The 13,793-nt window shown below is 64.8% G+C and carries 13 protein-coding genes; 8 read left to right on the forward strand and 5 right to left on the reverse strand.

Going from position 1 to position 13,793, the window contains the following annotated elements:
- The 3 genes from VAE54_RS04365 to VAE54_RS04375 form a co-directional block, all read left to right on the forward strand.
- A partial coding sequence (locus VAE54_RS04365) for an aerobic carbon-monoxide dehydrogenase large subunit (RefSeq protein WP_322800719.1) occupies positions 1-2,280 on the forward strand: 2,280 nt, incomplete at its 5' end.
- Between the two features lie 183 nt (positions 2,281-2,463).
- The gene (locus VAE54_RS04370) at positions 2,464-3,471 is read left to right on the forward strand and encodes an XdhC family protein (protein ID WP_322800720.1); all 1,008 of its coding nucleotides are present in this window, start codon (positions 2,464-2,466) and stop codon (positions 3,469-3,471) included.
- Positions 3,472-3,531: 60 nt separating this feature from the next.
- A complete protein-coding gene (locus VAE54_RS04375) occupies positions 3,532-4,140 on the forward strand; it encodes a nucleotidyltransferase family protein (RefSeq protein WP_322800721.1) in 609 nt (202 codons plus the stop codon).
- 38 nt (positions 4,141-4,178) lie between these two features.
- Here VAE54_RS04375 and VAE54_RS04380 read toward each other — a convergent pair whose 3' ends face one another.
- The 5 genes from VAE54_RS04380 to VAE54_RS04400 all read right to left on the reverse strand — a co-directional run bounded on the left by VAE54_RS04380 (position 4,179) and on the right by VAE54_RS04400 (position 10,519).
- Complete coding sequence (locus VAE54_RS04380; RefSeq protein WP_322800722.1) at positions 4,179-5,948, reverse strand: Rieske (2Fe-2S) protein; 1,770 nt, start codon at positions 5,946-5,948, stop codon at positions 4,179-4,181.
- A 101-nt stretch (positions 5,949-6,049) separates the two neighbouring features.
- Positions 6,050-7,432: a dihydrolipoamide acetyltransferase family protein gene (locus VAE54_RS04385; RefSeq protein ID WP_322800723.1), complete on the reverse strand. Its 1,383-nt coding sequence runs from the start codon at positions 7,430-7,432 to the stop codon at positions 6,050-6,052.
- Positions 7,433-7,479: 47 nt separating this feature from the next.
- On the reverse strand, positions 7,480-8,463 hold the full coding sequence (locus VAE54_RS04390) for an alpha-ketoacid dehydrogenase subunit beta (RefSeq protein ID WP_088571381.1): 984 nt from the start codon (positions 8,461-8,463) through the stop codon (positions 7,480-7,482).
- 142 nt (positions 8,464-8,605) lie between these two features.
- Positions 8,606-9,697, reverse strand: coding sequence for a thiamine pyrophosphate-dependent dehydrogenase E1 component subunit alpha (locus VAE54_RS04395; RefSeq protein WP_322800724.1), 1,092 nt, complete (start codon positions 9,695-9,697; stop codon positions 8,606-8,608).
- Positions 9,698-9,718: 21 nt separating this feature from the next.
- A complete protein-coding gene (locus VAE54_RS04400; protein WP_322800725.1) occupies positions 9,719-10,519 on the reverse strand; it encodes a DUF169 domain-containing protein in 801 nt (266 codons plus the stop codon).
- 631 nt (positions 10,520-11,150) lie between these two features.
- Here VAE54_RS04400 and VAE54_RS04405 point away from each other — a divergent pair.
- The 5 genes from VAE54_RS04405 to VAE54_RS04425 all read left to right on the forward strand — a co-directional run.
- On the forward strand, positions 11,151-11,480 hold the full coding sequence (locus VAE54_RS04405; protein ID WP_322800726.1) for a DUF6883 domain-containing protein: 330 nt from the start codon (positions 11,151-11,153) through the stop codon (positions 11,478-11,480).
- A gap of 15 nt (positions 11,481-11,495) precedes the next feature.
- Positions 11,496-11,726 carry a DUF4926 domain-containing protein gene (locus VAE54_RS04410; RefSeq protein ID WP_088571385.1) on the forward strand — a complete coding sequence of 77 codons (231 nt, stop codon included), beginning with the start codon at positions 11,496-11,498 and terminating at the stop codon, positions 11,724-11,726.
- Between the two features lie 89 nt (positions 11,727-11,815).
- A complete protein-coding gene (locus VAE54_RS04415; RefSeq protein WP_322800727.1) occupies positions 11,816-12,616 on the forward strand; it encodes an enoyl-ACP reductase in 801 nt (266 codons plus the stop codon).
- Between the two features lie 27 nt (positions 12,617-12,643).
- Positions 12,644-12,982, forward strand: coding sequence for a hypothetical protein (locus VAE54_RS04420; RefSeq protein ID WP_322800728.1), 339 nt, complete (start codon positions 12,644-12,646; stop codon positions 12,980-12,982).
- An 84-nt stretch (positions 12,983-13,066) separates the two neighbouring features.
- On the forward strand, positions 13,067-13,793 hold a 727-nt coding region (locus VAE54_RS04425), incomplete at its 3' end, for a hypothetical protein (protein WP_322800729.1).

Here is a 13,793-nt window from a genome sequence, read left to right on the forward strand (position 1 = left end):
CAGGGCCGCGGCCGCTATCTGGATGATATCGTCCTGCCCCGCATGGCCTACATGGCCCTGGTACGCAGCCCTTATGCCCATGCCCGTATCCGGTCTATCCGCACCGACGCTGCGAAAGCGATCCCCGGGGTGCTGGCCGTGATCACCGGGGAGGATCTGGAGGAGCTGGGCCTCGCCTGGATGCCCACCCTGGCGGGGGATAAGCAGATGGTCCTGGCGGTGGGCAAGGTGCTCTTCCAATATCAGGAGGTCGCTGCGGTAGTGGCAGAGTCCCGGGAGGCGGCGGTGGATGGGGCTCAAGCTGTGGAGGTGGATTATGAGCCCCTCCCGGTGGTGGTGGATCCCTTCAAAGCCCTGGAGCCGGACGCGCCAGTCCTGCGGGAGGATCGGGAGAAAAAAACCAACCATATCTGGCACTGGGAAGTAGGGGATCGCGAGGCTACCGAGGAAGCCCTGCGTCGATCAGAGGTCGTGATCCGCGAGCACATCAAATTCCAGCGGGTGCATCCCGCCCCCCTGGAACCATGCGGATGCATTGCGGACTTCGACCGGGTCACCGGTCGATTGACCCTGTATGTGACCTCCCAGGCTCCCCACGCTTATCGGACGTTGCTGGCCCTGGTGACCAAGTTGCCGGAGCATATGATCCGGGTGATCTCCCCGGACATCGGCGGGGGGTTCGGCAACAAGGTGGCCGTCTACCCGGGTTATGTGTGCGCCATCGTGGCCTCCATGATGCTGGGGCGCCCGGTGAAGTGGGTGGAGACGCGGACGGAGAACCTGACCTCCACCTCCTTTGCCAGGGATTACCATATGACGGTCGAGCTGGGAGCGACCCGCGAGGGGAAAGTGACCGCCCTGCGCGTGAAAACCCTGGCCGACCATGGCGCCTTCGACGCCTCTGCGAACCCCAGCCGCTTCCCCGCCGGGCTGTTCAGCATCTGCACCGGATCCTATGATTTCCCAGTAGCCTTCGCGGAGGTGGACGCGGTCTACACCAATAAGGCTCCTGGTGGGATCTCCTATCGCTGCTCGTTCCGGGTGACCGAGGCCTCCTATCTGATCGAGCGGGCGATGGATATCCTGGCCGATGAGCTGGGGATGGATCCGGCGGAGTTACGACGGCGGAACTTCATCCCTCCGGATAAGTTCCCCTATCGCTCGGCGCTGGGGTGGACTTATGACAGCGGCAATTACGTGGCGGCCCTGGATCGCGCGCTGGAGCTGATCGGCTATCAAGAGCTCCGGCGCGAGCAGGAGGAGCGGCGGCGGCGGGGCGAGCTGATGGGCATCGGCGTTTCCTCTTACACAGAGATTGTCGGGGCGGGGCCGAGCCATACCTTCGACATCGCTGGCCTGAAGATGTTCGATAGCTGCGAGATCCGCGTCCATCCTACGGGCAAGATCCTGGCCCGCTTCGGCACCCGCCACCAGGGGCAGGGCCACGAGACCACATATGCCCAGATCGTCGCCCATGAGCTCGGTGTCTCTGTGGAGGACGTGCTGGTGGAGGAAGGGGACACCGACACCGCCCCCTACGGCCTGGGCACTTATGCCAGCCGCAGCACCCCCACCGCAGGGGCGGCCGCGGCCATGTGCGCCCGCCGCATCCGTGAGAAAGCCCGCAAGATCGCCGCGCATTTGCTGGAGGCGGCTGAAGACGATGTGGTATGGGAGGAAGGCCGCTTCATGGTCCGCGGCGTCCCCGGGAAGTTTGTGACCTTCCCCCAGGTGGCCTTCGCTGCCTACACCAATCCACCTCCGGGGATGGAGCCCGGGCTGGAGGCGGTTTATTACTACGATCCCCCAAACCTCACGTTCCCCTTCGGCACCTACGTGTGTGTGGTGGACATCGATAAGGGGACCGGACAGGTGAAGGTCCGCCGGTTCGTGGGGGTCGACGATTGCGGGACGGTGATCAATCCTATGATCGTGGAGGGGCAGATCCATGGCGGCCTGACCGAGGGCTTCGCGATCGCCTTCATGCAAGAGATCGCCTACGACGAAAACGGCAACTGCCTCTCCTCGAACTTCACCGAATATCTGATCCCCACAGCGGTGGAGACGCCGCGCTGGGAGCTGGACCGCACGGTGACGCCGTCCCCGCACCACCCGCTGGGGGCGAAGGGGGTGGGCGAGTCCGCCAATGTGGGTTCCCCGGCGGCCTTTGTGAACGCCGTGGTGGACGCGCTGTCCCATCTGGGGGTGCGCCACATCGACATGCCGATCACCCCATGGAAGATCTGGAAGATCCTGCGAGAACATGGGATCACAGAATAGGTCGAGAAAGCTCGCTGAGTTGATGCTCCCTCGGGAGGGCTTCAGGGGCGGGGTGAAACGCCGAAGGTACCTCGCTCAACTCTTTTTCAACGATGGCTCGAAGAGCCGCTGGGAGGGGGAATAGACAATCCCCCCTCCCCGATCGGAGCTTAACTGTGTGATTCCTGAGCGTGAGGCTTTATTATGGGCTGGCGTCTGAGTGGCGGAATTCGGCTGGACGAATTGATCCGGGATCTGGAGGCACGGGGAGAGGCTTTCGTGATCGCCACGGTCGTGCGGCGGCAGCCTCCGGTGTCCGCGCGAGTGGGGGATCGGGCGGTGATCACGGCTGATGGCCAGATCTATGGATGGGTAGGCGGCGGCTGCGCCCATGATCTGATCCTTCGGGAGGCCCGGGCCGTGCTGGCGAGCCGTCGTCCGCGCCTCCTCCGTATCACGCCTGAGGCTGTCGGGGAGGGTTTAGAGGAAGAGGCTCGCTCGGTAGCGACAATGGCCTGTCCCAGCCGGGGGGAACTGGAGATCTTCCTGGAGCCATGGGTCCGTGAACCGCAGTTGCTGATTTTCGGGGAATCCCCCTTGGCTCGCACGCTGGCGCTGTTCGGCCATGCTCTGGGATATGAAGTCACGCAGGTGATCCGTGGGGGAGCCTCCCGGGAGGCCCCAGAGGGGATCCGGATCGCCTATCTGGGAGCGATACCGGCTTTCTCTTCCCGGGATGAGCTCTACGTCGTGGTGGCTTCTATGGGCCATTACGATGAGGAAGCGCTGGCAGCTGCCCTGCGCACCCCCGCTTGCTATATCGGCTTGGTGGCCAGCCGCCGTCGGGCTCAGGCGGTTCTCGATCTCCTGCGGCAGTCTGGATGGTCCGAAGCGGATTTAGGGCGAATTCGGGCACCTGCGGGCCTGGACCTCGGGGCGGTGACCCAGGAGGAGATCGCCCTCTCGGTAATGGCGGAAATCATGCAGGAGCGACGGCGGACGATGGCTGAACAGATGGTTTCGTTGGAATCGACCTCTCCGCAGGCCCGGGATCCGGTCTGCGGGATGGAAGTGGAAGTGGCGACAGCCCGCTATCACGCAGAATGGGAGGGGCAACGGTTCTATTTCTGTTGCGCCCATTGTCGGCAGGCGTTCCTCACGGATCCTGCCCGCTACACGCCAGCGGTTGCTCAGCCAGAACGGGGGCAGTGAGCGGACCGCGGTTGCCCGCCTGCTCCTTCCAGTTGTCTTCACAGAGGGAGCATGACAGCCATGGGCGATGTGAGCGGGATCATCTTGGCGGCAGGTCGCTCCCGCCGGCTCGGTTGGCCGAAGCATTTGCTTCCTTGGGATGGGCGGACGGTGCTGGAGCATATCGTGGAGAGGATTAGGGGTTTGCCCCTCCGGCAGGTTGTGGTCGTCCTGGGCCCTTCATCAGCCCCGCTTGCTCCCCGGCTGGAGGCCCTGGGGGCGATCCTGGTGAAGGTGCCAGAGGGGGCGCAGGCCTGCGCGGTCTCGATCCAGACCGGGCTGCAGGCCGCGCGGGAGGCAGATGCCGTCATGTTCTTTCTGGGGGATCAGCCAACCCTTCCATTGTCAGCCGCACAGGTCATGCTGGATGGATGGCAGAAGCGCGGACGGCCCCTTCAGGTGATCCGTTATCGCGAGGGGCGGGGGCATCCTGTTCTGGTCGCCCGGGCTCTGTTTGAGGCCCTGGAAGCGCGGATCGGGGAAAAGGTCCTCTGGGAGCTAATGGCGGAACACCCGGAGTGGGTAGCCGAGGTCCCCCTGGATCTGCCGCTTCCGCGGGACATCGACACGTGGGAGGATTACTGGACGCTCCGGGCAGAGGCCGGGTTACCCCTCGTAGATGGCGGTTAACGGGGTCACGGGCGATCGAGCATGGGCCCCGCTGAGCGTTAGCGTTCTCCTTGCTCCATCCCTGCAAGCTCCTCATACAGACGCTCGCCCCGATGAAGACGCTCGGCAATGCGGTAAGTCTGCTCCTGGGCCCGTCGGGTTGGGACGTGGGCGGCCAGATAGCGGGCGGCGGCGATCAGCGCCCAGTCCCCCAGAGGGGTTCCGCGCCAGATCGAGAACTGACGGAAGGCGGCTTCCATCATCTGAATGGTGTGGAAGTTTCGATCCTCGCGCAGTAACCCATGCCCCAGGGCTGCCAGCAAGCGGCTCGCCTCACCCCCTGCCCGCAGATAACCGGCCACCACGGAGGCGACCTCCTGCACCGCGGCCTGCCGGTTAAGGAGCGCCTGGAGCGTTTCCTCCACATGGTCGGGATCTCCCACGGCGGAGCCCTCCTCGGGGAGAGGGGCCGGTGGGATGTTCAGGAAGCGATCCAGATAGACACTCATCGCCGCGTCGAAAACTCCCCGCAGGAGGGCGCGGGAGGGGAACCGGCGCATCGCCTGATGAACGGCGCTGGCGAAACTGAAAGTGTGCAGCGCCGTGTCCCAGTCGCTGAACTCGTTGTTCATGGAGAACCGGACAATCCGCAGGGCCGCCGCAGCGGCCACCGTGCCGGCCACTTCCTCCCATGGTGCCCCTTCCCGCAGGGCCTCCAGAAGGGCCTCGACGATGTCCACCGGCTGATCCCCCAGCAGCACGGGGATCAGCCTCTCCGGGCCAGCCCATTTCCCCTTCGAGGCTGGATCCGCTGCCGGGATGGTAGGCAATATCTCAAAGGCCTGCTCCAGGAGAGCTACCAGGTCCACCGGATGACGCCAGGCCGCGTTCTCCTCCATGCGCTCCCCGCTCACCAGGATCGGGACGAGGCTGGTCAACGTTGGGCCGGCGTGTTGCCAGCCTGCGATCTCCAGCGCTTCGAATGCCTTGTTCGCAAAATCCAGCGCATGGCCTACCGCTATGTAGCGATGGTCGGTGGCGGCAGCGAAAATCATGCCAGCGATGACGACCGGGGGGAGGCCCGCCTCGACCGCCGATGCCAGGCAGCGTTCCGCCCCTTCCGCATCTCGCACCTCCACGAATTGCCGAAACCAGCGGTGGAGACGCTCTGGATCTGAGGCCGGGCCCGGGAGCGAGCGGATCGGGAATCGGGGGGAGGCTCCCTCGCAATCTTCGGCCACCGCGTCCAGGCCATGGTAAAGGGCGCGGGGGCGATCCCGAGGATCCAGATAGGGGAGCATGTTCATCATCGCCGTCAGGATCGTCAACCCAGGCCCCCAGCCAGCCCGGCGATAATGCACGCCGAACTCCAGCCCGATCCGGAAGATCTCCACCGGATCTTCCCCCAGGTCCAGGAGGCGCAGGACCGATTTGGCCAGGACCAGGGGTAGATGATGCTTCAGACCGTCCTCCAGACGGGCTCGAGTCTGGGCGTGCCGATCCTCCCGCGGGTGCAGGTTGACCCACACCTCCTCTCCGCGGATCTCCACCGGGAAGACGATCAGGTCATCCGCCCACAGGTCGAACGTGCCCCCTGTCTGCAGGTCGAAGCGGGCGTGATGCCAGTGGCAGGTGAGCAGGCCCTCGCGGAGGGTTCCCCGATGGAGGGGAAAGCCCATATGCGGGCACCGGTTATCGATCGCGTAGATGCGATCTCCCTCAGCGAACAGGGCGATCGTGTAACGGCCGGCTCGGATCACCATGGTTCCCGCGGCCTGAACGTCCGAAACCCGGGCCACCCGGAGCCAGGACCCAGATGCTGGGTTCATCCCTGTCCTCCGGCGTATTGGTATTTATGGCGATCCCACCTCATCTGCAAAGTGTGGCTACACGCTTTTCGTTTCTGAAGGAACTGCTCCCCTTGAACTCCCTACGTCCAGTTCTCCAGCACCGCTTTTACCTTGCTCATGAAGGCGTCCGCCTGGGCACCGTCGATGATGCGATGGTCGAAGGTCAGGGTGAGGTAGACCATGGGGCGGATGGCCAGCACATCCCCCTGGGGGGTCTCCAGGACCACCGGGCGCTTGTGGACCCGGCCGACGCCCATGATGGCGCACTGGGGCTGGTGGATGATGGGCGTGGCGAACAGGCTGCCCGAGACGCCGTGGTTGGTGATGGTGAAGGTGCCCCCCTGGACGTCATCGGGCTTCAGCTGACGCCGGCGGGCCCGTTCCGCCAGGTCGTTGACCGCCCGGGCCAGCCCAACCAGGCTGTAGGTGTCCGCGTTCTTGATCACCGGGACAATGAGCCCCTCCTCCCCCAGGGAGACGGCAACCCCGATGTGATAGACCTTGTAAACCCGGATCCCTTCCTCGGTCCATGTGCTGTTCAGGATGGGATAGGCCTTGAGGGCGGCCACGGCGGCCATGATGAAATACGGCGTCAGCGTCAGCCGGACGCCTTCCCGCTCGAAAGCCGCCCGGTTCGCCTCATAATGGGCCATCACCCGGCTCATGTCGACCTCGAAAACGGTAGTCACATGGGGCGAGGTGTGCTTGGAGCGGACCATGTGCTCGGCGATGGCCCGACGCATGGAGGTGAGGGGAACCACTTCATAAGGCATGGTCGGGGCCGTGGGCGAGGGCGGCGGAGGGGGTGGAGCCGCCGGCGCAGGGGCCGCGGCGGGCGCCGGAGCCGCCCGCAGCACTTCCTCCGTGGGCCGGAAGAGCTCCCCGGTCCCCGGTTGCTCCCAGGGCGGCAGCTCCGCCTCCCGGGCCGCTGCCGGAGCGCCCACCGGCTGGAGCTTCATCCGCTCAATGTACGCCAGCAGATCCTTTTTAGTGACCCGCCCGCCCTCCCCGGTGCCCGGCACCTGGGAGAGATCGATGCCGTATTCGGCCGCCATCTTCGCCACCACCGGAGAGATACGCGGGCCGCCCTCCCGACGGGCCGCCGGGGCCGGCTCCGGGGCGGGCGAAGGAGCGACTGCCGCAGGCACGACGGCCGGGGCCTCCTCCAGCGGCTCGATCTCCCCGCCGTGGCCCACCCGGTAGGGCCGCTCGGGGACCCGCTCCCCCGGCTGCCCCACCATCGCGATCAAAGTACCCGCCCGCACGGTGACTCCTTCAGGGAAATAGATCTTGAGCAGCACTCCATCGGCCGGCGCCGTCACCTCCGTGGTGACTTTCTCGGTCTCCACCTCCAGCAGGGGCTCGAACTGACGGACCGGCTCTCCCTCCCGTTTCAGCCAGCGGAGGATCTTCCCCTCCACCACGCTCTCGCCCAGCTGAGGCATGATCACCTGGGTCGGCATCGGCAGGTCTCCTTCGCGCAAGGGTGATTTCCGGGGGATGTGGCCTCTCAGTATCGGGCCAGCCGCCGGATGGCCTCGGCGATCTTCTGCGGGCTGGGCATGAAGAAATCCTGCATCGGCGGGCTGAAGGGCACCCCCGGCACATCCGGCCCTGCCAGCCGCATCACCGGGCCGTCCAGGTATTCGAAGCCCTCCTCGGCCAGGATGGCCGCCACCTCCGCCCCATAGCCCAGGGTCAGGTTGTCCTCGTAGACGATGAGGGCCTTCCCCGTCTTCTTCACCGAGTTGAGGATCGTCGCCTTGTCCACCGGGGCCAGGGTGCGCAGATCCACCACCTCCACGTCGATCCCTTCCTTCGCCACCATCTCGGCCGCCTGCAGGGCATAGTAATGCATCATCCCATACGCGAAGACGGTGAGATCGCTTCCCTCCCGGGTCACCTTCGCCGGGCCGATGGGGACGATATAGTCCCCATCGGGGACTTCCCCTTTGATGAGCCGGTAGCCCTTCTTCGGCTCGAAGAAGAGCACCGGGTTCGGGTCGCGGATGGCTGCCTTAAGAAGCCCCTTGGCGTCATAGGGGTTGGAAGGGATGACGACCTTCAGGCCGGGGACGTGGGCGAAGAAGGCCTCTACGCTCTGGCTGTGATAGAGGCCGCCGCTGATCCCGCCTCCATAGGGAGCCCGGATGACCATGGGGACGTTATAGACGCCTCCGGAGCGGTAAAAGAAGCGGGCGGCCTCGTTGACGATCTGATTGAAGGCGGGATGGATGAAGTCGGCGAACTGGATCTCACAGATCGGGCGGAAGCCGTTGAGGGCCGCCCCGATGCCGATGGCCACGATGGAGAGCTCCGCCAGTGGGGAGTCGATGACACGCCACTCCCCATATTTCTGCCACAAGCCCATGGTGGCCCGGAACACCCCACCCCGCGGCCCCACATCTTCCCCAACCACGAAGACCCGCGGGTCCCGGGCCATCTCCTCATCGATCGCCTCACGGATCGCCTCGATCAGCGTCTTCTCCGGCATGGATCATCCCTCCAAACGTTCGTTCGAAACATGCCGTCGCAGAGCCGGCCTCCGGGTTTCAAGCCTCCTTCCGGTATGGGAAGGGAAGCGACGCTCGTGCTGTCAGACGGTCCAGCGCGTGCGGGTGTCCGCCGGAGATGGGCTATTCCCCCCACCATCCGGACCGATCTTCGGTGGCGAAGACCGGGGCCAGGGCCTCCTCGGGGGCCGGATAAGGGGCTTCCTCCGCCTGCCGCTGGGCCTCGTCCACCTCCGCCCGGACCCGTTCCTCCAGCTCGTCTTCAAGCTGCTGGGTGAGGAGGCTTCGCCGGTAGAGATAATCCCGCAGGCGGGGCAGCGGATCCCGCAGCTTGCCCTGCTCCACCTCCTCCCGCGTCCGGTAGGTCCGGTCGTCATCATCGGACGAGTGAGGCGTCCACCGATAGGTCACCGCTTCGATCAGGGTCGTCCCCTCCCCCGCCCGCGCCCGATCCACTGCTTCCTTCACCACCTGGTAGACCTCCAGGACGTTGCCGCCGTCGCAGACAGCCCCCCGGATGCCGTAAGCGGCCGCCCGATCGGCCACCCGTTTGACGGCCATCTGCTTCCAGACCGGAACGGAGATCGCATACTGGTTATTGTGGACCAGGACGATGAGGGGGAGCTTGTAGATGCCGGCCCAGTTCAACGCCTCGTGGAAGTCACCCTCGCTGGTGCTGCCCTCGCCGGTGGAGGTGAGGACCACCCGCATCTCCCGGCTCACCCGGAACCCGGCGGCCTCCAGCTGGGGGCGGAGCTTTTGTTTGAGGACCTCCGCGAGGGCGATGCCGGCGGCTTGAGGGAGCTGGGTGGCGACGGGGCTGGAGCCGGAGATGATGTTCAGGCGGCGGAGGCTGAAGTGGGAGGGCATCTGACGGGCGGCGCTGTGGGGATCGCCTTTCTTCCCATAGAGGGCGAGCATGAACTCCACCGGCTTCATCCCCATGGCGATGGAGAGGGCGAGGTCCCGATAGTAAGGGTGCACGATGTCGAAGCCTTTGCGCAGCGCGTAAGCCGCCCCGACGCCGATGCCCTCGTGGGCGATGCCGGAGATGTGGAAGGGAACGCGGCCCTGGCGCTGGAGGACCCAGCAGCGCTCATCCAGCCGGCGGGAGAGGAGAAGATGGTAATACATCTGGAGGACCGTTTCATCGGACAGGCCCAGCTCTTCGTGGCGCTGGGTGATCGGAAGGAGCTCTTTCACCTCGACCGCCATCGTTGCCTCCTGAGCAGGAGTTCAATCCGGCGTGGTGGTTTCCTTCCCTTCCCTCCACTGGCGTTCCATTTCCATATAATGATCGGGGTAGATCCCGGTGTAGCGGAGGAACTTGGGGATGGGGTAGCGGATGCCGCCCTTGTGGGTGCCCTCCAGCCCCTCGATGATCCACTCGATTTTGCTGTTCGGGATGGTGAAAGCCATCTCATCGTCCTGGGCCTGGCCGAACACCCGATCGCCGTAGCAGGGGAGGATGACCTGGCATTCATCGGTCTTCATCGTGGTGATCACCGCGTCGGCGCAATCGATGCGCCCGGAGAAAGAGGAGGTCAGACGCCCTCCGGTCTTCCAGAGGCGGGCCACGACCAAGCGCATCACCTGGGCGGAGTTCCCGTAAATGAGGATGACGTGGGGTTCAAAGGCGGTTCGGTGGAGGGGAGCGGCGACGACGCCTTCCCATTGACGGTATTGCCATTTATCGACCTGAGCTTCGCTCACCGCCCCGGCGGCCGGGGTCTCGGTATACATCCCGGCGCACGTCATGCCGTTGAGGTAGTAGTCCAGCATGGGCTCGAAGCCCCACACCACTTTCGCGAGGGGGCAGGAGAGATCCTCCCCTCGCATCCCGATGATCCATCCGTAATGGCGGGCGATGGCGAAGCCCTGACAGATGGCGATCTGTTGTCCGAAATCCCGTTTGGGAAAGCGGGTCTTCTCCGGCCATGGCTCCCCTGGGGCGATCATGCGGATCGCCACCGGGAAGGTGGCCGGGCGCACGTGAGCCTGAAGGGCCTCCTGCAGGCGTTGAAGCCTGTCCGGCATCCCGGCCTCCTGTGGATGGAAAGGTGCCTCCCCCGTGCCACGGCTGAAGCAGGGCGCCCCGGCCGCCCGATTTCGATCTCAGGATCCATTGTAACTCAAGGGGGAACCCGATGACAAGGCCCGCGACATGTGAGGGATGTCCCGGGTTGCTGGTGCGGTCGGCCTGGGGAGGCCTTCAGCCGATGGTCGGCCTGCGCCGACCGGAACGCCTCCCTTGCGTCGGCGAAGGCCGACGCTTGGTGCGAAAGCGCCTTAGAAGGCCGATTTCAATCGGCGCGAAAGGCCTTTCGGCCAACGGTCGGCCTGCGCCGACCGAAAACACCCTTCGCGTCGGCGGAGGCCGACGCCCGGCGCGCCAGCGCCCCGGAAGGCCGATTTCCAATCGGCGTGAGATCGAAAACACATCCCTCGCATCGGCAGAGGCCGCTCTCCGGGTAAGCCCCGATGAAGGCGGAAGGACCTGTCCGGGCATCCGCGCCTCGATTCGTGGACGCCATTGGCCCGCCGAATCAGTGGCTTGGTTAAAATGAAGAGCGGGCGCCTCCTTCATCGGGCTATGGGTTCATCCGGTGGGGTGCCGCGCCCCCGGATCGCCGCGAGAGACAGCCATCGCCATTTGTGGAGCCTTCCAATGCCGCTCCCGAATGCCGAAAACGCCTACTTCCCTTTGTCCAAGATCACTCGATATCTGCTGTCGGAAACACACAGCGTCGGCAGGGCAAAGGCCAGGTTCTTCCGTGCCCTTGGGTTCAATGAAAGACACCCAGAGCTTCTGCAGGAGGCGCTCCTGGAAGTTGCTCGGGAGGGCCTCGTGAGAGGCATCCTTGAGACGCCATACGGCAGCAAATATGTCGTGGATGGTCAGCTGCGGACACCAAAAGGGGAATTGGTGTGGATTCGAACGATATGGATTGTGGAAGCGGGTCAAGATCAGCCGCGGCTGGTTACCGCCTATCCTTGAGAGGAGGAATGAGCGATGATCCGAGAACTAGACAGTGTGGTACTGATGCGGGATCTGCCGGAGCACGGCTTACGGGCTGGAGATGTAGGAGTCGTGGTGCACGTTTACGGGGAGGGGATCGGATTCGAGGTGGAGTTCGTGACGGGCGACGGGAAGACGGTGGCGGTGGTTACCCTGAGCCGGGATGAGGTTCGGCCGATCGGAAAGGAGGAGATCCTGCACGTGCGGACCCTGACCTCCACCTAAGGGAGGGACGCTTGGCCGGCCGCCGGCGGCCGCGCTGCCGTCAGGGCCTCTATAATTGGATGCGCATCACCTCTTCGAGGGAGGCCTCCATGGGGCTGCTGGATGGGAAGATCGCTTTGATCTTCGGGGTGGCGAACGACCACTCCATCGCCTGGGGCATCGCCAAGGCCATGCATGCGGAGGGGGCCACCCTGGCCTTCTCTTACGCCGGGCCGGCCCTGGAACGGCGGGTGCGCCCCCTGGCGGAGAGCGTGGGGGCGACGTTCATCGAACCGTGCGATCTGAGCGATGACGAACAGATCGCCGCCCTTTTCGAGAAATACCGTCAGACTTACGATCGGCTGGACATCCTGGTCCATGCGGTCGCTTTTGCGAAGCGGGAGGAGCTGAGCGGCCCGTATTATCTGACCTCCCGCGAAGGGTTCCGGGTCGCGATGGACGTGAGCGTGTATTCCTTCACGGCCTTGGCCCGGGAAGCGGCCCCTCTGATGAAGAACGGCGGGGCGCTGCTCACCCTGACCTACTACGGCTCGGAGAAGGTGGTCCCGCACTACAACGTGATGGGCGTGGCCAAAGCCGCCCTGGAGGCCTCGGTCCGCTACCTGGCCTACGATCTGGGGCCCCGGGGTATCCGGGTCAACGCCATCTCCGCCGGCCCGATCCGCACCCTGGCGGCGACCGGCATCCCGGGGTTCCGCTCCCTCTACAGCCTGTTCCGGGAGATCGTCCCCCTTCGCCGTAACGTAACTATCGAGGATGTGGGCGCGCTGGCCGCATGGCTGTGCAGCGACCGGGCGGCGGCCATCACCGGCGAGGTGATCTTCGTCGATGCCGGCTATCACATCCTCGGCGTCACCGAGCGCCTGGTTGAGGAAAGCCCGGCCGCCTGAATTCCGCCTGCCACGGAGGAAGACGCCATGGGGTTCTGGAAACGCCGCCCCGCGAGCGATCCGGATGAGGCGCTGACGCCGGAGGCGCAGCGTCAGCGCCTGTGGGAACGGGCCATGCAGCGTCTCCAGCCGACTCTGCCCCCGGATTCCCCGTCATGGGTCCTGGGTGAGATCTTCGATCTCCAGAACCGCCTGGTCTGGTTCGATGTGGTGCTGCGGGTCGGCCCGCACTGGGTGAAGCGGCGCTACCGTTATGATGGGGAAGTCGACGTGCTCTATTTCAGCGGCGAGGTTCCCTTCGCGGAGACCGATCTGGATCGGCTTCCCCCAGAGCGCATGGTCTGGCCGGGTCATCCGCTCTTGTAGGGCAACTTGATGTCTGGACCTGCGGCGCTCAAGGCCATAATAGAAGGGGAAAACTCGTCTTTTTAGGGGGTGGCTATAGAGGGATTGCGGTTTCCTTCCCGCTTGCGTTGGGGGCTTCTGGTGGGCGGCCTGGGGCTGCTTCTGGCCTGTATGCCTGGCGCCCCCCTGTCTTCCTTTTCCTCCATCTTCTGCAGCACCGACTACCGGCTCTGTCTCACCCTGGAAGGCGATCCTCGGGTTGGGCAGCCCTTCCCCATCCTCCTCTCTCTGCTCCACGGGAACACCCCGGATGCGCCTCCTGTCACCCTCACTCTCCTTGGCGCTTCTCTCCTTGGCGCTTCTTCGCTGGAGGTTCTCTCCCTGGACACCCCGCGGGCGTATCAGATTCAGCGGGACGTGCCGGTCCCTTTGGTGGATCCGGCTGAGCTTTCTTCTGAAACTTTTACCGTGATGGGGACGCTCATCACGGTGGATCTGGGGCATGCGCCTGCGGGGAAGATCCGGCACCCCCGCTTCCCCTCCGGTCAAGAGGAGACGCTTGGGGAGATCATCCGCGTGGGGGTTCGGCTGAAGGAGGCGGGGGAATGGCAGTTCCGCGGCATCCTCATCACGCCCGTGAAGGTCCAGGGGGTTGGGGGGTCGGTGGAAATCAAAACCTACACATCCCAATCGGCGCTCCTGGGCTGGAGCACTGAAGCTCAAGCCTACTGGGCGGATCATAGCACCGCCTTTAGGCGGGCGTGGAACCTGAAGAGCCAGCAATGCGGCGGCGTCCGCCCCTGCACCCTTCGCTTTCCCTATGATCCCTATC

Source organism: Thermoflexus sp. (assembly GCF_034432235.1).
In the GTDB taxonomy this organism is placed as follows: Bacteria; Chloroflexota; Anaerolineae; order Thermoflexales; family Thermoflexaceae; genus Thermoflexus.

What these genes read in the sequence shown, in the direction of transcription:
- VAE54_RS04370 (WP_322800720.1), top strand. Translation starts at nt 2,464, where the DNA reads ATGGGCTGGCGTCTGAGTGGCGGAATTCGGCTGGACGAATTGATCCGG.
- VAE54_RS04375 (WP_322800721.1), top strand. Translation starts at nt 3,532, where the DNA reads ATGGGCGATGTGAGCGGGATCATCTTGGCGGCAGGTCGCTCCCGCCGG.
- VAE54_RS04380 (WP_322800722.1), bottom strand. Translation starts at nt 5,948, where the DNA reads ATGAACCCAGCATCTGGGTCCTGGCTCCGGGTGGCCCGGGTTTCGGAC.
- VAE54_RS04385 (WP_322800723.1), bottom strand. Translation starts at nt 7,432, where the DNA reads ATGCCGACCCAGGTGATCATGCCTCAGCTGGGCGAGAGCGTGGTGGAG.
- VAE54_RS04390 (WP_088571381.1), bottom strand. Translation starts at nt 8,463, where the DNA reads ATGCCGGAGAAGACGCTGATCGAGGCGATCCGTGAGGCGATCGATGAG.
- VAE54_RS04395 (WP_322800724.1), bottom strand. Translation starts at nt 9,697, where the DNA reads ATGGCGGTCGAGGTGAAAGAGCTCCTTCCGATCACCCAGCGCCACGAA.
- VAE54_RS04400 (WP_322800725.1), bottom strand. Translation starts at nt 10,519, where the DNA reads ATGCCGGACAGGCTTCAACGCCTGCAGGAGGCCCTTCAGGCTCACGTG.
- VAE54_RS04405 (WP_322800726.1), top strand. Translation starts at nt 11,151, where the DNA reads ATGCCGCTCCCGAATGCCGAAAACGCCTACTTCCCTTTGTCCAAGATC.
- VAE54_RS04410 (WP_088571385.1), top strand. Translation starts at nt 11,496, where the DNA reads ATGATCCGAGAACTAGACAGTGTGGTACTGATGCGGGATCTGCCGGAG.
- VAE54_RS04415 (WP_322800727.1), top strand. Translation starts at nt 11,816, where the DNA reads ATGGGGCTGCTGGATGGGAAGATCGCTTTGATCTTCGGGGTGGCGAAC.
- VAE54_RS04420 (WP_322800728.1), top strand. Translation starts at nt 12,644, where the DNA reads ATGGGGTTCTGGAAACGCCGCCCCGCGAGCGATCCGGATGAGGCGCTG.